Source organism: Tessaracoccus lapidicaptus (assembly GCF_001693815.1).
GTDB classification, from domain to species: domain Bacteria; phylum Actinomycetota; class Actinomycetes; order Propionibacteriales; family Propionibacteriaceae; genus Arachnia; species Arachnia lapidicapta.
Genome location: NZ_MBQD01000011.1, coordinates 298,673 through 314,928 on the forward strand (window position 1 = coordinate 298,673; position 16,256 = coordinate 314,928).

18 protein-coding genes and 2 tRNA genes are annotated in these 16,256 nt (G+C 71.3%); 15 read left to right on the plus strand and 5 right to left on the minus strand.

The features are described 5' to 3' along the window. The first annotated feature begins 5 nt into the window (after positions 1-5). The 8 genes from murI (at position 6) to BCR15_RS04735 (ending at position 7,732) form a co-directional block, all read left to right on the plus strand. A complete protein-coding gene (murI, locus tag BCR15_RS04700) occupies positions 6-845 on the plus strand; it encodes a glutamate racemase (RefSeq protein ID WP_078919690.1) in 840 nt (279 codons plus the stop codon). Between the two features lie 5 nt (positions 846-850). Then, positions 851-1,576, plus strand: coding sequence for a ribonuclease PH (rph, locus tag BCR15_RS04705; RefSeq protein ID WP_068750898.1), 726 nt, complete (start codon positions 851-853; stop codon positions 1,574-1,576). After that, positions 1,573-2,196 (plus strand): RdgB/HAM1 family non-canonical purine NTP pyrophosphatase, encoded by a 624-nt coding sequence (rdgB, locus tag BCR15_RS04710; protein WP_068750900.1) that lies wholly within the window; start codon positions 1,573-1,575, stop codon positions 2,194-2,196. Before rph ends, rdgB begins: the two co-directional genes overlap by 4 nt. Continuing rightward, complete coding sequence (locus BCR15_RS04715) at positions 2,193-3,005, plus strand: thymidylate synthase (RefSeq protein WP_068750902.1); 813 nt, start codon at positions 2,193-2,195, stop codon at positions 3,003-3,005. Before rdgB ends, BCR15_RS04715 begins: the two co-directional genes overlap by 4 nt. An 18-nt stretch (positions 3,006-3,023) precedes the next feature. Then, on the plus strand, positions 3,024-3,833 hold the full coding sequence (locus tag BCR15_RS04720; RefSeq protein WP_068750904.1) for a DUF1707 SHOCT-like domain-containing protein: 810 nt from the start codon (positions 3,024-3,026) through the stop codon (positions 3,831-3,833). Beyond that, complete coding sequence (locus BCR15_RS04725; protein ID WP_068750906.1) at positions 3,833-4,312, plus strand: dihydrofolate reductase; 480 nt, start codon at positions 3,833-3,835, stop codon at positions 4,310-4,312. Before BCR15_RS04720 ends, BCR15_RS04725 begins: the two co-directional genes overlap by 1 nt. Before the next feature lie 8 nt (positions 4,313-4,320). Further along, on the plus strand, positions 4,321-5,655 hold the full coding sequence (locus tag BCR15_RS04730; RefSeq protein WP_068750908.1) for a DNA polymerase IV: 1,335 nt from the start codon (positions 4,321-4,323) through the stop codon (positions 5,653-5,655). Between the two features lie 637 nt (positions 5,656-6,292). Further along, complete coding sequence (locus BCR15_RS04735) at positions 6,293-7,732, plus strand: HNH endonuclease signature motif containing protein (protein WP_068750910.1); 1,440 nt, start codon at positions 6,293-6,295, stop codon at positions 7,730-7,732. Here the strand turns inward: BCR15_RS04735 and BCR15_RS04740 are convergent. Beyond that, positions 7,729-9,039, minus strand: coding sequence for a DUF2254 domain-containing protein (locus BCR15_RS04740; protein ID WP_068750912.1), 1,311 nt, complete (start codon positions 9,037-9,039; stop codon positions 7,729-7,731). The genes BCR15_RS04735 and BCR15_RS04740 overlap by 4 nt on opposite strands. Positions 9,040-9,079: 40 nt before the next feature. Here BCR15_RS04740 and thpR point away from each other — a divergent pair, with 40 nt between their 5' ends. The 3 genes from thpR to BCR15_RS04755 all read left to right on the plus strand — a co-directional run bounded on the left by thpR (position 9,080) and on the right by BCR15_RS04755 (position 11,018). Then, complete coding sequence (gene thpR / locus BCR15_RS04745) at positions 9,080-9,649, plus strand: RNA 2',3'-cyclic phosphodiesterase (protein WP_068750914.1); 570 nt, start codon at positions 9,080-9,082, stop codon at positions 9,647-9,649. A gap of 19 nt (positions 9,650-9,668) precedes the next feature. Then, positions 9,669-9,750 (plus strand) — tRNA-Leu (locus tag BCR15_RS04750). 185 nt (positions 9,751-9,935) lie between these two features. Continuing rightward, entirely contained in the window at positions 9,936-11,018 is a 1,083-nt protein-coding gene (locus BCR15_RS04755; protein ID WP_068750916.1) for a M23 family metallopeptidase, read from the plus strand. Here BCR15_RS04755 and BCR15_RS04760 read toward each other — a convergent pair. Beyond that, complete coding sequence (locus tag BCR15_RS04760; RefSeq protein WP_068750918.1) at positions 11,015-11,671, minus strand: IMPACT family protein; 657 nt, start codon at positions 11,669-11,671, stop codon at positions 11,015-11,017. The genes BCR15_RS04755 and BCR15_RS04760 overlap by 4 nt on opposite strands. Then, positions 11,664-12,143, minus strand: coding sequence for a peroxiredoxin (locus BCR15_RS04765; RefSeq protein ID WP_068750920.1), 480 nt, complete (start codon positions 12,141-12,143; stop codon positions 11,664-11,666). Before BCR15_RS04765 ends, BCR15_RS04760 begins: the two co-directional genes overlap by 8 nt. Before the next feature lie 77 nt (positions 12,144-12,220). On the opposite strand from BCR15_RS04765, the gene BCR15_RS04770 reads away from it, so the two are divergent. Together BCR15_RS04770 and BCR15_RS04775 are read left to right on the plus strand one after the other, a co-directional pair. After that, on the plus strand, positions 12,221-12,556 hold the full coding sequence (locus BCR15_RS04770) for a DUF3618 domain-containing protein (RefSeq protein ID WP_141680034.1): 336 nt from the start codon (positions 12,221-12,223) through the stop codon (positions 12,554-12,556). Between the two features lie 265 nt (positions 12,557-12,821). Further along, a complete protein-coding gene (locus tag BCR15_RS04775; RefSeq protein ID WP_068750924.1) occupies positions 12,822-13,655 on the plus strand; it encodes an LCP family protein in 834 nt (277 codons plus the stop codon). Between the two features lie 6 nt (positions 13,656-13,661). Here the strand turns inward: BCR15_RS04775 and BCR15_RS04780 are convergent, their stop codons facing one another. Together BCR15_RS04780 and BCR15_RS15240 are read right to left on the minus strand one after the other, a co-directional pair. Further along, positions 13,662-14,069: an arsenate reductase ArsC gene (locus tag BCR15_RS04780; protein WP_068750926.1), complete on the minus strand. Its 408-nt coding sequence runs from the start codon at positions 14,067-14,069 to the stop codon at positions 13,662-13,664. A 10-nt stretch (positions 14,070-14,079) separates the two neighbouring features. Then, positions 14,080-15,072, minus strand: coding sequence for a metalloregulator ArsR/SmtB family transcription factor (locus BCR15_RS15240; RefSeq protein ID WP_078919683.1), 993 nt, complete (start codon positions 15,070-15,072; stop codon positions 14,080-14,082). A 100-nt stretch (positions 15,073-15,172) separates the two neighbouring features. Here BCR15_RS15240 and BCR15_RS04790 point away from each other — a divergent pair. Both BCR15_RS04790 and BCR15_RS04795 read left to right on the plus strand, forming a co-directional pair. Next, a tRNA-Lys gene (locus BCR15_RS04790) sits at positions 15,173-15,248 on the plus strand. 94 nt (positions 15,249-15,342) lie between these two features. Next, the gene (locus tag BCR15_RS04795) at positions 15,343-16,251 is read left to right on the plus strand and encodes an SDR family oxidoreductase (RefSeq protein WP_068750928.1); all 909 of its coding nucleotides are present in this window, start codon (positions 15,343-15,345) and stop codon (positions 16,249-16,251) included. Positions 16,252-16,256: the final 5 nt, after the last annotated feature.

Below are 16,256 nucleotides of genomic sequence, written 5' to 3' on the forward strand. Positions count from 1 at the left end.
GGCACGTGAGCGACCTCCTCGACCGGCCCATCGGCGTCTTCGATTCCGGGTTCGGTGGTCTCACGGTCCTGCGGTCGCTCGTCGAGCAGCTGCCCAACGAGGACTTCATCTATCTGGGCGACACCGCCCGCGCACCCTACGGCCCGCGCTCCATCGCGGAGGTGCGCCGCTTCGCGCTGCAGGGCCTCGACTTCCTGGTGGCCCAGGGCGTGAAGGCGCTGGTCATCGCGTGCAACTCGGCCTCGTCGGCCGTGCTGCGCGACGCGCGCGAGCGCTACGACGTGCCCATCACCGAGGTCGTGCTGCCGGCCGCCAGCCGCGCGGTGGCAGCGACCCGCAACTCGCGGGTGGCCGTCGTCGCCACCGAGTCGACGGTGAACTCGCGATCGTACGACGACGCGTTCGCCATCGCCCCCCACATCACCCTGACGGCCCAGGCGTGCCCGCGCTTCGTCGAGTTCGTCGAGGCGGGGATCACGGGTGGCGACGAGCTCCTCACCGTCGCGCGCGAGTACCTCGAGCCGGTCATCAAGGCCCAGGCCGACACCCTCATCCTCGGCTGCACGCACTACCCGCTGCTCAGCGGCGTCATCAGCTACGTGCTGGGCAACGGGGTGACGCTCGTCTCGTCGGCCGAGGCGTGCGCGCAGTCCACCTACGCGCAGCTGACGCAGGCCGGCCTGCTGCGGCACCAGCCGCGCGAGGCCACGCGCACGTTCCTCACCACCGGCGACGCCACGGACTTCCAGGGCATCGGCCGGCGCCTCCTCGGGGGCTTCGTCACCGATGTCCGGCAGGTCCGGATCGATGCAGATTCGCCGCAGCCGCTCGCGCCGGTAGGTTAGGCGCCATGACGGTGACCCGAGTCGATGGCCGCGCTCCCGACGAGCTGCGGCAGGTGCGCTTCTCCCGCAACTGGCTGGACCACGCGGAGGGCTCGGTGCTGGTCGAGTTCGGCCGCACCCGCGTCCTGGTGGCGGCCTCCGTGACGGTGGGCGTGCCCCGCTGGCGGGCTGGCACCGGGCTCGGCTGGGTCACCGCCGAATACGCCATGCTGCCCCGCGCGACCCACACCCGCAGCGACCGCGAGTCGATCAAGGGCCGGGTCGGCGGACGCACGCACGAGATCTCGCGGCTCATCGGCCGCGCCCTGCGCGCCGTCGTTGACTACAAGGCGCTGGGCGAGAACACCATCGTCCTCGACTGCGACGTGCTGCAGGCCGACGGTGGGACCCGCACCGCGGCCATCACCGGCGCATACGTCGCGCTGGCTGACGCCGTCGAGCATCTGCGCCGCCTCGGCGCGCTGGCCGGTGAGCCGTTGACGGATTCCGTGGCCGCCGTGTCGGTGGGCTTCAACAGCGACGGCGTCGCGCTGCTCGACCTCGCCTACGAGGAGGACTCGGCCGCCGAGACCGACATGAACATCGTCATGACCGGCTCCGGCCGCTACATCGAGGTCCAGGGCACCGCGGAAGGCACCCCGTTCAGCCGGGCGGAGCTCGACACGCTGCTGGACCTGGGCGCCGCCGGCTGCGCGCAGCTGACCCACCTCCAGCAGGAGGCGTTGGCATGAGGCTGCCGGAGAGGCTCGTCCTCGCCACGAACAACCCCAAGAAACTCGCCGAACTCCGCCGCATCCTGGAGGCGGAGGGCGTGGGCGTCGCAGTCCTCGGTCTGGCGGACGTCGCTCGCTACCCCGAGCCGCCGGAGACGGAGCGCACCTTCGAGGGCAACGCCTTCCTCAAGGCGTCCGCGGCCGCCCGGGAGACGGGGCTCGTCGCCGTCGCCGACGACTCCGGCCTGGAGGTGGACGAACTCAACGGCATGCCGGGGGTGCGGTCCGCGCGCTGGGCCGGTCCCGCGTGCGACGACGAGGACAACAACCAGCTCCTCCTCGCCCAGCTCGACGGCGTGCCCACCGACCGCCGCACCGCCCGCTTCGTGTGCGCGCTGGCGATGGTCTCCCCGACGGGCGAGCGGAAGGTGTGGCACGGGACCATGCCCGGCCGCATCGCGGAGGCGCCCGAGGGCGACGGGGGCTTCGGCTACGACCCGTTGTTCGTCCCCGCCGGGCTCGCGGTGACGTCGGCGGAACTGACGGCCGAGGAGAAGGACTCCATCAGCCACCGCGGGATGGCGGTGCGGTCCTTCGTCGACTACCTCAAGACGCTGTCGCAGGAGGGTGCCGCGTGAAGCAGTACCTTGATCTGCTCCGGCACATCGTCGACACCGGTGTCGACAAGTCGGACCGCACCGGCACCGGCACCAGGTCCGTGTTCGGCTACCAGATGCGCTTCGACCTGGCCGACGGCTTCCCGCTCGTCACCACGAAGAAGGTGCACACACGGTCGGTGTTCGGCGAGCTGCTGTGGTTCCTGCGCGGCGACACCAACATCGGCTGGCTGCACGACAACGGGATCTCGATCTGGGACGAGTGGGCCGACGAGGAGGGCAACCTCGGCCCCGTCTACGGCTACCAGTGGCGGTCCTGGCCCACGCCCGACGGCCGGCACATCGACCAGCTGGCCCGCGTCGTCGACTCGCTGCGGACCAACCCCGATTCGCGCCGGCACATCGTCAGCGCCTGGAACGTCGCGGACGTCGACGACATGGCGCTGCCTCCCTGCCACGCCATGTTCCAGTTCTACGTCGCGCCGGCCGATGACGGGGGCCCCGGCGTGCTGAGCTGCCAGCTCTACCAGCGTTCGGCGGACGTGTTCCTCGGCGTGCCGTTCAACATCGCCTCCTACGCGCTGCTCACCCACCTCGTCGCCCAGGTCACGGGGCTGCGGGTGGGGGAGTTCGTCCACACGCTCGGCGACGCCCACATATACGCCAACCACATGGAGCAGGTCTCCGAGCAGCTGTCGCGCGCGCCGCGGCCCCTCCCGACTCTGCGGCTCAACCCCGACGTCACGCAGCTGGACGCGTTCACGCTGGCCGACATCGAGGTGGAGGGCTACGACCCGCACCCGGCCATCAAGGCGCCCATCGCCGTGTAGCGGCGGTAGCCTACGCGCATGAGTGAGCTGAGGCCGACGTTCGCCGAGCGGGACCGCTATCTCGACCTGCTCTCCACGGCCTACGCCGACGGCCGGCTGGACGAGAAGGAGTTCGAGGCGCGCAGCAATGGCGTGCTCGCCGCCGTCACCCACCGCGACGCCATGGCTCAGTTCGAGGGCCTGCCCCGGCCGGCCATCGCGCCTGTCGATCAGCCGCCGGCGGCGTTCCGGCCGCAGCCTGGCCCGCCCGCCGTGTTCGAGCCGCGCACGAACCGGCGCGGACTGCTCGTCGGCGGTGTCGCGGTGGTGGCCGTGGCGGGTCTCGGGTTGGCGGGCGTGACGGTGATGCGGGCCCCGACGTCGATGTCCGGGGGCGTCGAGGAGATGTGGATGCCCGGCGAGTTTGCGATCGACTCCATCTTCATCGACGGCGTCAGCGAGGCGATGGCGGCACTCGCCGACCGCGGGTTCGACCAGGTCGCCCACCTGCGCGTCACCATGGACCAGATCACCGGCATGGCGACCACGGAACGCTCACCCGGTGAGGGCGCCGAGTTCGTGTTCACGCCTGGCGGCGCTCTGGACGTCACCGAGGACGGCGTGGCCGGGGCCCCGGCCGGGGTTCCGCTCGCCGAGGTGGAGCGCTGGACGGCGACCGCCGTCGAGGCCACGGGCTTCCAGGCCAGCGGCGAGGTCGTCGACCTTGAGATGTCCGCGATCGACGGTGCGCCGCATGGCACCGTGTGGGTGTCCAACGGCTCGTCGACCGGGTGGGCGGAGATCGACGCGAACGGCGAACTGGTGTCGTTCCAGACGGTGGAGGAATGATGCGGATCGTCGCGATCGCGGCCGTGGCCGACAACTGGGTGATCGGCTCCGGCGAGGACATGCTCTGGCACATCCCGGAGGACTTCCGGCGCTTCCAAAAGGTGACCACCGGCAACACCGTCATCTTCGGCCGCCGCACCCACGAGCAGATCGGACTGCTGCCGGACCGCCGCATCATCGTCGTCACCCGGGACCCGGACTGGAGCGACGACGGGGTCGAGGTCGCCCACTCCATCACCGAGGCCCTGGACCTGGCCGCCGAGACGCCGGATCGGATCTGCTTCGTCGGGGGCGGCTCGCAGATCTACGAGGCGGCCTGGCCCTACCTCACCGAGCTCGACATCACGCACGTGCACCAGCAGCCCGAGGGCGCGGCCCGGTTCCCGGTCATCTCGCCGCGGGAGTGGACCGAGGTGTCGCGGGAGATCCGGGAGGGCTTCCACTTCGCCCGATACCTGCCGGCCCCTCCTGCCGGCTGATCGGCCCGATGACCCGACGCATCCTCCATCTGGACCTGGATGCCTTCTTCGCTGCCGTCGAGCAGCGTGACAAGCCGAGCCTGCGCGGGAAGGCGGTGGTGGTCGGCGGCGCCGGGCCGCGCGGAGTCGTCGCGACGGCCTCCTACGAGGCGCGCCGGTTCGGGGTCCGCTCCGCGATGGCGGGCACCGAGGCGCGCCGCCGCGCGCCGAACGCCGCGTTCCTGGGTGGCCGGTTCGCGGCCTACCGGGAGTCGTCGCGGATCGTCATGGGGCTGCTACGCGAGGTCTCGCCGCTGGTCGAGCCGCTGAGCTTCGACGAGGCGTACGTCGATCTCGGGCCGACCCGTTGGGCCGAGCATGAGCTGGAGGACCGCGTGGCGAACCTGCGCGCCGAGCTGACCCGGCGCACGGAGGGCTTGACGGCCTCCGTCGGTGTGGCGTCGTCGAAGTTCCTCGCCAAGCTGGCCTCCGAGGCCGCCAAACCCGACGGGGTGCGCATCCTGGACCCGGCCGAGGAACTCGACTTCCTCGCGCCGCTGCACGTGCGGGCGATGCCGGGGGTGGGGCCCGCGACCGAACAGCGCCTCGTCGCGATCGGCGTCCACACCGTGGCGGAGCTGCGCGAGGCGGACCCGGCCGAGCTGATCCGCGAACTCGGCCAGGCAGCGGGGGAGGGGCTGGCCGCACTGGCGTGGGGGCGCGACGACCGCGCGGTCCAACCCCAGCGGGAGCCGAAGTCGATCTCCACGGAGGACACGTTCGCCACCGACCTCACGGACCGCGCCCAGCTGGAGCAGATCCTGCGCCGCGATGCGGCGGCCGTCACGGCACGGCTCCGCAAGGCGGGGTACTTCGCACGGACCGTCACGCTCAAGGTGCGATTCCCGGACTTCACGACCCGGACCGTGGCGCGCCGGCTCGGCGGCGCGACCGACGCCGAGGACGTCATCACGGCGACCGGACTGGCGCTGCTGGGCGAGATCGACGTGCGGGCGGGCGTCCGGCTGCTCGGCATCGGCGTGAGCAACTTCTCGACCTCGGCGCAGGAGCGGCTGTTCGGTGACGAAGACGCCGGCGCGACGTCCGCGAGCACGTCCGTGGAGGACGGTGACGTCGGGCTCAGCGGCGTGCGGGGTCGCGGTTTTCACCCCGGTGCCGACGTGATCCACGACGAGTGGGGGCGCGGCTGGGTCTGGGGGTCGGGTCTCGGCCGCGTGACGGTGCGGTTCGAGACGCGACAGACGGGCCCGGGCCCCATCCGCACGTTCGCCGTCGACGACGAGGCGCTGCGCCCCGCGGACATCGACCCGCTGCCCGCGGCAGTCGCGGAGTCCGACGACTAGCCGCCGCGTCGCCACGCGCCCATAGCGCCTGCCCGTTCGCTGAGGTCGCGCCCGCACCGTTCGCTGAGGTCGCGCCCGACGGCGGAGCCGTCCGGGCGAGTCTCGAAGCCGACGCCATCCCCGTTCGCTGAGGTCGCGCCCGACGGCGGAGCCGTCCGGGCGAGTCTCGAAGCCGACGCCGCAGGCGTCGATCCCTCAACCCCGTCCGCTGATGGTGTGGGGAGCCGTGACCCGACGCTCGGGCGGCCCTCGTGGACGGGTGGTCTGTTCAGGTGAACGGATGGCTGAGGTTGAGTAGCCGAGGCCGCCCGAGCGTCGGTTCCCGTCTCCCCCCACTGGTTCGACGGTGGCGTGGCCGGGTCCGGGTGCGTGCCGGCGGGGCGGCCCTGGCAGGGGTTCGTCTAGGCGGGACGCCAGCCGGGCGATCCTCGGGTTGGGCATCACTGCGCGCAGCCGCCCCCCGTCCCACCCCCTCGCGGGACCCCATCGATCGCTGGGTTGGCGCCGGCACCGTTCGCTGAGGTCGCGCCCGACGGCGGAGCCGTCCGGGCGAGTCTCGAAGCCGACGCCGCAGGCGTCGATCCGTGACCGAAGCACCGATCCGAAATTGTCAGTGGCCCCTGTCAGAATAGTTCACATGAGTGATTCCATGCGCGAGCAGATGCAGCGATCCATCGCTGCACTGTGGGACGCCGCGCTGTCACTCACCACCGACGACACCCCCGCAGACCGCCTCTCCGGCCTCGTCGCCGCGGTCACCGAGGCCGAAGCCCAACTGGCTGGTCTACGCCTCCATCTCCTGCATGAGGCGAAGCTGGCCGCGGCGGAGAGCGTGATCGATGGGGTGCGGCAGTCGGTGCGCACCACCCCCGCCCAGGCCACCGCCAGTCTCCGGCTCGCGCAGGACCTGTGCGATCGGTTCCCGCTGATCGGCGCCGCCTTGAACGACGGCACCATCTCGCTGCCCCAGGCCGACGCCATCGTCACCGGCTTGCGGAAGCTCCCTGGGCGATTGACCCGGGCGGAGCTGACGCGCTGCGAGGAGGAGATCCTCGCCCACACCGACACCCTCGGCCCGTCCGAGCTGCGAGTGTTGGCGGCGCGTCTGGTCGAGATCATCGACCCCGACGCATCGGATGCCGACGATGCGAAGCGCCTCGCGCGGGAGGAAGCCGCAGCTCATCGGGGTCGGTTCCTACGTCTCGCGCCGGACTATCACGGCTCCATGCGCATCACCGGACAGTTGCCGGTCGCGGACGCGGCGTTGTTGATTGCGCAACTGGACGCCTTGATGCCGGACGCCTCCACCTACACCTCCGCCGGGGAGGCCGCGTCCCGGGACGCGCGCCGGGCGGATGCGCTGGTCCTGCTCACCCAGAAAGCCGCCAACATCGGAACGCTGCCCAGGCATGGTGGGGACAGGCCGCAGTTGCACGTCACCCTCGACCTCGACACCCTCACCACCGGCCTCGGCAAGGCCGGCTTGATCGGTCTCGACGACGTCGACGGCCTCTCCGCCGGCGAGGTCCGCCGCCTGGCGTGCGATGCCGGGATCATCCCCGTCGTGCTGGGCGGACCATCCCGCCTGCTGGATGTGGGCCGGACCTACCGCATGTTCACTCCCGGCCTGCGGGCAGCGCTGGTGCAGCGCGACGGTGGCTGCGCGTTCCCCGGCTGTGCCGCCACCCCGGCTTGCTGCGAGGCGCATCACATCGTCCCCTGGTGGCAGGGCGGGGACACCCGGCTAGGAAACGGCGTGCTGCTCTGTCCGCACCATCACCGCCTGGTGGAACCGGATCCTCTGCAGTCGGAGCAGTCGCAGTGGCGGGTGGATCTGGATCCGGTGACCGGGCTGCCGTGGTTCACCCCACCGCGACACATCGACCCGGCCAGACGCCCCCGGCAACACCGCCGCTTCCGGCTCCGACAGATCCGGGCCGGGGCACCACCGGGCCCAGACGACGACCCGCCCAACACGGACCCGCCCGACTCTCCCGGCACCGGTCCGGCCGACCACCGTTCGGATCTGGACGACCTCATCCGCCGCTCCGCCGCCATCTGGGGCGGTGAGGGCTAAGGCTGGGCTGGGGGCAGGACCACCGTGGTGGAGCGACTCGTGGCGACGTACTCCCGCAGAGCGCCCAGGTCCCTCGTGTCCAGTTGGCCGGCCGCCGCTGTGAGCAACTCGTCGACGCGATCATCGACCCGCGCGGCGATGGTCGGGTCCACGGCTGCGGCCCGGATCCGGGCGGCCAGGTCCACGAGGGTCTCGAGCACGATCCGCGACCCGGCGCCGTAGGGGCGGATGTGGTCGAACGGCATGTCCACGATCTCGGCGGTCTCGACGAGGCGCAGGTAGAGCCTGGGCGCTCCGGCGTCGTCGACGAGGATGGTGCCGGTGTCGGGCCGCGACACCGCCAGCAGGATGCCGACCGCGACCTCCTCGACCGCGTTGATGGCCGTGTACGGGTCGTTGATGCCGGGGGACAGGGCCCGGACGGCGAGCTCGACGACCTGTTGCTCGGCGAACCGCACATCCTGCTCGGTGGTGCGGGAGGCCCCGACGTGCACGTGGTCCCGGATCCGGGACTCCGCGGCGTCGCGCCGCTCCGCCGGCCAGACGAGCGCAAGCGGTTCGTCGCCGACGACCTGGTCCCCGACCCGCTTGAGCAGCCGGGCGGAGGCGTCGACGTCGGCCATGTCATGGGCGAGGGCCTCGACGTCGACATTCGTGAGGTATCCGGTGCGCCCGAGGGTGACGACGGCGCCCCCGTCGGCGGGCGGCTCGAAGGATTCGATGCGCTCGTCGTCGGGATCGAGCCAGTTGTCGGCGACCGCCCGCCGGAAGTCGTCGGTGGCGCCGTTGACCAGGTTGTCCACCTGCACCGAGCCCGCGATGTGGTGGATGAACCACACGAACAGGAACACGTCGATGACCCCGAGCCCGATCGCGCCGTTGACGGCGAGGTGCGGGACGAAGGCAGTGCCGTCGTCGGACTCGGACCGGATGGTGCGCAGTACCAGCAGGGTGTAGACGAACGTGGCGACGAGCACACCCAGGACGATCTGGTTGTTGCGGTCGCGCATGAAGTTGCGCACCAGCCGCGGCCCGTACGAGGTCGACGCGGTGCTGATCACCGAGATGGTGATCGAGAACGCGGTCCCGGCGACCCCGAGGAACGACGCGACGGCCGACAGTAGCGCGCGGGCGCCGTCGACTCCGGTCGCGAACAGGAACCCCTCGAGGAGGGGCGGCAACGTGAGAGCCGAGCGGTCCACGGCCACGAGTGCCTGGGACACCACGATGGCCCCCGCGATGAAGATCGCCGGGATGAACCAGAAGCGTTGCGGAATGCCGGCCAGCCAGCTGCGGAGTCTGCCCATGGGCAGAGGCTAGTGGAGGGCCGCGGCTAGGGTTGGCGCTATGGGAGCGCGCATGTTCACCGCCGTCCTGCCGCCCGCCCCCGCCGTCGCGGAGCTCGACGCGCTGTTGGAGCCCCGCCGCGGCGCGGACCCGACGCTGCGGTGGACCCGGCCGGAGGGGTGGCACGTCACGACGTCGTTCATGGCCGATGTGCCGGCCGCGTCTCTCGAGCGCCTCGAGGAGAACCTCGCCGAGGTGGCGCAGCGGGCGCATCCGTTCGTCATCCGGCTCGCCGGAGGGTTGGCCTTCCCGCACGCGGGGAGGGCCAGGATCCTCGCCCTGGGGGTGCCGGAGGGTCACGTCGAGTTGGCGGCGCTGTCGTCGTCCTGCCGGGGTGCCGCGAGTCGTGCGGGGGCCGAGGCGGACGGCGCCCGATTCGTCGGTCACCTCACATTGGCCCGGCACAACCGCGGCCTCACCGCGGTGCGTTGGCTGGAGATCCTCGACTCGTTCCCCGGCTGGCGCTGGACGGCCGAGGAACTGTGCCTGGTGGAGTCCCATCCCGGCGCCCGCTACGAGGTGGTGTCGCGGTTCCCGCTGGGCGGAGCGGTCGGGCGTCACCTAGACTAGGGCCGCCCCGCAGGGGCGAGCCGAAGTGGTGGAATTGGCAGACACGCAGGATTTAGGTTCCTGTGCCTTCGGGCGTGAGGGTTCAAGTCCCTTCTTCGGTACCGCGTAAATCCGGGTTCAGCCAACCTGTGAGAACCTGAGAAAGCTCAGGTGTGAAGCCCCCTGTCAGGTCCACGGCGGGCCCATTCTGTGTGCTGGCAAGCTGTGTAAGTGGCCAGTCGACGTTTGGTGAACGCTGAGAAATTCTCAGAATGGTCTGAGGTATTCCGACCAGAAAGGTTCCCGCGTGAACTTCGATCCATCCATCCAGCCACGCCGCGCCCTCGACTGGGCACCTCGCCCCACGGCCTGGTGGCGCCGCTCAGCGGTCGCGGCTCTGGCCACTGCCTCCGTCGGGCTGGGTTCCCTCGCCGTGGCAGCGCCCGTGTCGGCGGCCGAACCGGAGCCGACCACCGCCGCCGTCACCGTCGAGGTCGAGCCCGCCTCGAGCGTGTCCGTCGACATCACGCCGGCCTCGGACGAGCGGGCCGGCTCGGACTCCGCGTCGGGAGCCGCCGATGAGGCAGGGCAGGGCGCCGAGAAGGAGCCCATCGACGAGCAGGTCGCCGAGGAGCCCGCCGCTCAGGAGCCGGGAATGGCTGAGCCTGCCGCGGAGGAGCCTGCAGCCGACCAGCCTGCAGCCGAACAGCCCGCGGCCGAACAGCCCGCGGCCGAACAGCTCGCGGCCGAACAGCTCGCGGCCGAACAGCTCGCGGCCGAACAGCCCGAACCCGAACAGCCCGCCGCGGAAGCGCCCGCCGCCGCCGCGCCGACCACCTCCGCCGCGCGCCGGTCGGCGTCCTCGACGGCACCCGAGACGCCCAGCCCCGCCTCCACGCCGCGGCGTGCCGCGACCTCGCCGGGATCGGCCGCGACGGTCGCCGCCGGCACGGCCGCTCTCGCGGCGGTCGACGGCGCCTCGCTTCCCCTCGCTCCTGGGACATTCCGGGTGAGCGCGCTGTTCGGCGCGACGGGCAGCTGGGCGAGCTACCACACCGGCATGGACTTCTCGGCGGCCTCCGGGGCGCCGGTGCATGCCGTGGTGTCGGGCACGGTCGTCGCCACCACCGCGGGCTCCTGGGCGGGCACGCACGTCGCCATCCAGGCCGCCGACGGATCCTCCACGCTCTACGCCCATCTGAGCGGCAGAACGGTCTCCGTGGGGGACCGCATCGAGGCCGGCGAGGTGCTCGGATACGTCGGCGACACCGGCCGCGCCTTCGGCGACCACCTGCACTTCGAGTACTACCCGGCCGGCGTGACCCCCGGTGACGTCTACGGCGCCACCGACCCGCTGGCCTACCTGGCGGGCCTCGGCCTGGCGCTCTAGCCGACCCACCTCTCGCCCACGGGGACCGGGGAGAGCGAGCCCGCCGACAACGTCGCCATGGCGACGGCGAGTTCGTCCTCGGTCCCCGCCTGCACGGCTACGGTGATGTGCGCCGCGTCGGTCCACTCGACCCCGTCCACCACCACTGACGCCCCCGACGGCAGCACCAGACCTCGGAGCTGATCCTCGACCCCGCCGGCGGCGGCGAAGCCGACGTCGACGCGCAGCACCCGGCACAGCCGGACCTCGCGGACCCCGGAGGCCGCGATCCCCGCGGCGACCGCGTCCGAGTAGGCGCGCACCAGACCTCCGGCGCCGAGCTTGATGCCGCCGAAGTAGCGGGTGACGACGGCCACCACGTCGGTCAGGCCGTTCTTCTGCAGCACCTGCAGCATCGGGACGCCCGCGGTGCCGGCGGGCTCCCCGTCGTCAGAGCTGCGTGCGGTGCGCCCGTCTGGGCCCAGGACGAACGCCGAGCAGTGGTGCCGGGCGTCGAAGTGCGCCGAACGTCGTTCCTCGACGACGGCGCGGGCCGCCTCCTCGGTCTCGACGCGACGCAACCGGGTGAGGAACCTCGAGCGCTTGATCTCCAACTCGACGTCAACGCCGCCGTCCACGGCGGTGTCGATGGTGCGGAAGGCGGTACTAGACACCCAGTTCGCGGCGCAGCTTGGCCACGTGCCCCGTCGCCTTCACGTTGTACTGGGCGACCCGGACGGTGCCGACCCCGTCGCCGTCGACGTCGATGACGAACGTCGAGCGCAGCACGCCCTCGATCTCCTTGCCGTACAGCTTGCGGGGGCCGTAGGCGCCGTAAGCGTCGTGTACGACCCGCTCGGGGTCGGCCAGCAGGGTGAAGCCCAGGTCCGAGGACTTGCTGAACTTGGCCAGCCGCTCCACGGGGTCGGGGGAGCAGCCCAGCACGCTGTACCCGGCGTCGTGGAACGCGTCGATGGCCGTGGAGAAGTCCACGGCCTGCGTGGTGCAGCCCGGCGTCATGGCGGCGGGGTAGAAGTAGAGGATCACCGCGCGGCCGGCGAAGTCGGCCAGCGAGACCTCGTCACCGTCCTGGTTCGGGAGCGTGAAGGATGGCGCGGTCGAGCCCGTGGTCAGTCGTGCGGTCATGCGCGACATTCTAGAGGGCTGGAGCCCCGGGGCCGGCGGGTCGATAGGCTGGGGGACAGTCAGTGGAGGAGAACCGCATGTCTAATGGCTCTAACCGTTCCGTGGAGGACATCCGCGCCGACCTCGCCGCGAACCGGGCGAAGCTCGCCCAGGCCGCGTCGGATGCCGTGGAGTCCGTCAAGCCGGCGAACATCGCCCGGGCCGCGCTCGACGAGACGAAGCTGTTCGCCAAGACCGAGTTCGAGGCGGTCGCCTCCCAGGTGCGCGACGACGAGGGCGGCTGGCGCACCGACCGGCTCCTCGCCATCGGTGGCGCGGTGCTCGGGCTGGTCGTGTTCGCCGTGACCATCAACTCGATCGCGAAGCGCCGGACATCGCTGGAGGCGCGGGCCCGCCGGGCGATCTCAGGCTGATCGCTCCCGCACCGGGGCCGGCGCCGGTCGCGCGGGGCCCCGACCTCGCCGCGGGGCGCGCCCGGGCGTGTTGTTTGCTAGGCCCATGCGTCGCCTCTTCGCCCTGTGGATCGTGCTCCCACCGGCCCTGATGGGCTGCACGGGAGATGCCGCCGTGTCCCCGTCGCCCACCACCTCCACGCCCTCCAGCGCACCTGCGAGCCCCACGCCGAGTCCGACGCCCACGCCATCGCCCAGCCCGAGCCCGTCGCCCAGCCCGTCCCCCGTGGACGTGTTGCCGGCCGGCGTCATCAACGTCCTGTTCTTCGGGACGGACTCGCGCGATCCGAAGTCGCTCGGCGGCAATGCCGACGCCATCATCGTCGCCCAGCTGTCCGCCGACCACCAGAGCATGACGCTGGTCTCGATCGCCCGCGACACCTACGTCGACTATGCCGGGGGTGGGCGCGGAAAGATCAACGGCAGCTTCCCGGCCGGCGGCACCGAGAAGCTCCGGGGTACGGTGTCGAACCTCCTCGGCGGGCTGCCGATCCACTACGTCGTCCAGGCGAACTTCACCGGGTTCATCAACATCACCCGGTGGCTCGACGGATTCGACGTACAGAACCAGAAGGCCACCAGCGTCACGGTGCAGAGCACCGGGCGACGCGTCACGTTCCCGGCGGGCACCATCACGCTCGGCGGGACCGACGCCCTCATCTACAGCCGCGAGCGCAAGACGATGCCTCTCGGCGACCTCGACCGCGCCCAGCGGCATCGCGCCGTCCTCAGCGGCATGGTGTCGCGGTTGAAGGAACGGCTGGCGGAGGACCCCGCCGGCTTCGCGGAGCTCCTCGCCAGCCTCTACGGCAACGTGAAGGTGACCGGCCCGCTCGACGCGGACGCGCTCACCGGCCTGGTGCCTGCGATCAGCGCCGTCGATGCGGGACGCGTGACCTCGCTCATGGTGCCGATCCGGGGCTTCGGGACCGTGAACGGCGCCTCGGTCAACCTGCTCGACGAGGCGCGCACGGCGGCGCTCGCCGCCGCCCTGGAGCAGGGCGACGTCACCGGCTACGTCGAGCGCTACGGCGCCGGCTACGCGCCGACGGGCGGCTGAGCCGCGTCAGCTCGCCGGAACCAGCTCCTCGATGAGTGCCTCCACCCGACGGCGGATCTCGTCGCGGATGGGGCGGACGGCCTCGAGGCCCTGTCCGGCCGGGTCGTCGAGCGTCCAGTCCTCGTAGCGCTTCCCGGGGTAGAACGGGCAGGTGTCGCCGCAGCCCATGGTGACGACGACGTCGGACACCTCGACGGCCTCCGTGGTGAGGATCTTGGGCTGCTCGGCCGAGATGTCGATGCCCTCCTCGGCCATCGCGGCGACGGCGGCGGGGTTGACGGTGTCGGCGGGCGCGGACCCGGCGGAGCGGACCTCGATGCGGCCGGCGCCCAGGTGGCGCAGGTAGCCGGCGGCCATCTGGGACCGGCCGGCGTTGTGGACGCAGACGAACAGGACGCTGGGCTTGTCGGACATGCGGGACCTTTCAGTGGGTGGCGATACCCAGCTCGGCGAGCAGGGTGGTGAGTTTGGCCGAGATGCGGTCGCGGACCTCGCGCACCTCGTCGACGGGGCGGCCGGCAGGATCGGGCAGATCCCAGTCCAGGTAGCGCTTCCCGGGGTACAGGGGGCAGGAGTCGCCGCACCCCATCGTCACGACGACGTCCGCCGCACGGACCACGTCGTCGGTGAGGGGCTTGGGGAACTCGTCGCCGATGTCCAGGCCCAGCTCTGCCAGCGCCTCGACGACGGCGGGGTTGACATCCGCGGCCGGCAACGAGCCGGCCGACCGCACGTGGACCTTCCCCGGGGCCATGGCGGCCAGCAGCGCGGCAGCCATCTGGGACCGTCCCGCGTTGTGGGTGCAGACGAACAGCACCTCGGGGACGGCCTTCGGCAGGTGTCCGCGGGACTGCGCCAGGGCGGTCAGGCGTTCGCCGGCGAAGCGGACCGCCATGATCGGCACGAATGTCTTGATCCGGGCGGTGCGGTAGAGCGTCTGGAACGACTCGTGGACGTACCGGTCGACCGTCTCGCGGGCGAAGATCCCCGTGAACCGGTGGGCCAGTTCGTCGATGCCGCGCGCGAGGACGTGTTCCACGGTCCCGTCCGACGGCAGGTCCAGGTGGGCCGAGACGTGCACCTCGGGGACGCTGCCCTGGGTCAGTGCGCGGAGCTGGTCCGCCACATCGGTGAGGGCGGGGGGAGCGACCCGGTAGTAGGTCCACGTCCCTTCCCTCCGCCGGGACACAAGTCCCGCCTCGTAGAGCACCTTGAGGTGGTGGCTCAGCGTTGGTTGCGACAACTCGATCGCCTGGGTGAAGTCGCACCCGCAGGCCTCGCCCCGGGGGTCCGCCGCGATCATGGCGAGCATCCGCAGCCGGACCGGGTCAGCCAGAGCCCTGAGGGTTCCGGTCAGCGCCGCGGTTCGCTCTGAAGAGAGGGGATCGGGGAGGATGCCCGGCTCGCATATCGACATAGCTCAATATTGATGGGCATCGATATAGGAGTCAAGGGAGAGCGCGCAGGGGGCCGATTGGACACGTCGGCGAGACAGCGTCTAGAGTTATTCCTCGCGCGCACCACTAGCTCAACTGGCAGAGCAGCTGACTCTTAATCAGCGGGTTCAGGGTTCGAGTCCCTGGTGGTGTACCACTGACACGCACGGCCTTCGTCCTCACGGGCGGGGGCCGTGCGGCTTTTTCGCCGATTGCTGGAATTCCGCCACATCGTCGTCTTGACTGGACGCATGAGTGATGACCTTTACGCAGTGGACAAGCAGGCTCAGAAGCTCGCCGGCGAGAAGGGTGGCTTCCCCGCCCAGGAGCAGCAGCCCCCCGGCCTGACCCCGCCCATGGAGCCCACCCCGGACCACGGTGAGCAGACCTGGGTCGGCCGCGACCGTCTCGCCGGCCTCAAGGCCCTCATCACCGGCGGTGACTCCGGCATCGGCCGTGCGGTCGCGATCGCGTACGCCCGCGAGGGGGCCGACGTCGCCATCAACTACCTGCCCGAGGAACAGTCCGACGCCGAGGAGACCAAGGCGTGGGTGGAGAAGGCCGGCCGCACGTGCGTGCTGGTGCCGGGCGACCTGACGGAGGAGACCGTCGCCCGCAAGATCGTCGACGACGCCGCCGCCGGCATGGGCGGTCTCGACATCGTCGTCAACAACGCCGGGTTCCAGTGGGCCCGCCGCGATAGCGGCCTCGCCGACGTGAAGACCTCCGACATGGACCGCGTGTTCAAGACCAACCTCTACGCGTTGTTCTGGGTGAGCCAGCAGGCGCTGAAGTACCTGGGCAAGGGCTCGAGCATCATCAACGTGAGCTCCATCCAGGCCTACGACCCCTCAGAGCCGCTGATCGACTACGCGGCGACGAAGGCCGCCATCAACAACTTCACGGTCAACCTGGCTGCGGACCTGGGCTCGAAGGGCATCCGGGTCAATGCGGTCGCGCCTGGCCCCATCTGGACGCCGCTGCAGCCGGCGACCAAGCCGGGCGACGGCATGCCCTCGTTCGGCGGCGACACGCCGCTCGGCCGCGCCGGACAGCCGGCCGAACTGGCCGGGGCGTTCGTGTTCCTGGCGAGCCCGGCGGAGGCGTCGTACGTGAGCGGTACCGTCGTCGGCGTGACGGGCGGGCGGCCGGTGTTCTGACCCTC

What these genes read in the sequence shown, in the direction of transcription:
- rph (WP_068750898.1), top strand. Translation starts at nt 851, where the DNA reads ATGACGGTGACCCGAGTCGATGGCCGCGCTCCCGACGAGCTGCGGCAG.
- BCR15_RS04780 (WP_068750926.1), bottom strand. Translation starts at nt 14,069, where the DNA reads ATGTCCGACAAGCCCAGCGTCCTGTTCGTCTGCGTCCACAACGCCGGC.
- BCR15_RS04730 (WP_068750908.1), top strand. Translation starts at nt 4,321, where the DNA reads ATGACCCGACGCATCCTCCATCTGGACCTGGATGCCTTCTTCGCTGCC.
- thpR (WP_068750914.1), top strand. Translation starts at nt 9,080, where the DNA reads ATGGGAGCGCGCATGTTCACCGCCGTCCTGCCGCCCGCCCCCGCCGTC.
- BCR15_RS04735 (WP_068750910.1), top strand. Translation starts at nt 6,293, where the DNA reads ATGAGTGATTCCATGCGCGAGCAGATGCAGCGATCCATCGCTGCACTG.
- BCR15_RS04770 (WP_141680034.1), top strand. Translation starts at nt 12,221, where the DNA reads ATGTCTAATGGCTCTAACCGTTCCGTGGAGGACATCCGCGCCGACCTC.
- BCR15_RS04720 (WP_068750904.1), top strand. Translation starts at nt 3,024, where the DNA reads ATGAGTGAGCTGAGGCCGACGTTCGCCGAGCGGGACCGCTATCTCGAC.
- BCR15_RS15240 (WP_078919683.1), bottom strand. Translation starts at nt 15,072, where the DNA reads ATGTCGATATGCGAGCCGGGCATCCTCCCCGATCCCCTCTCTTCAGAG.
- BCR15_RS04795 (WP_068750928.1), top strand. Translation starts at nt 15,343, where the DNA reads ATGAGTGATGACCTTTACGCAGTGGACAAGCAGGCTCAGAAGCTCGCC.
- rdgB (WP_068750900.1), top strand. Translation starts at nt 1,573, where the DNA reads ATGAGGCTGCCGGAGAGGCTCGTCCTCGCCACGAACAACCCCAAGAAA.
- BCR15_RS04725 (WP_068750906.1), top strand. Translation starts at nt 3,833, where the DNA reads ATGCGGATCGTCGCGATCGCGGCCGTGGCCGACAACTGGGTGATCGGC.
- BCR15_RS04740 (WP_068750912.1), bottom strand. Translation starts at nt 9,039, where the DNA reads ATGGGCAGACTCCGCAGCTGGCTGGCCGGCATTCCGCAACGCTTCTGG.
- BCR15_RS04765 (WP_068750920.1), bottom strand. Translation starts at nt 12,143, where the DNA reads ATGACCGCACGACTGACCACGGGCTCGACCGCGCCATCCTTCACGCTC.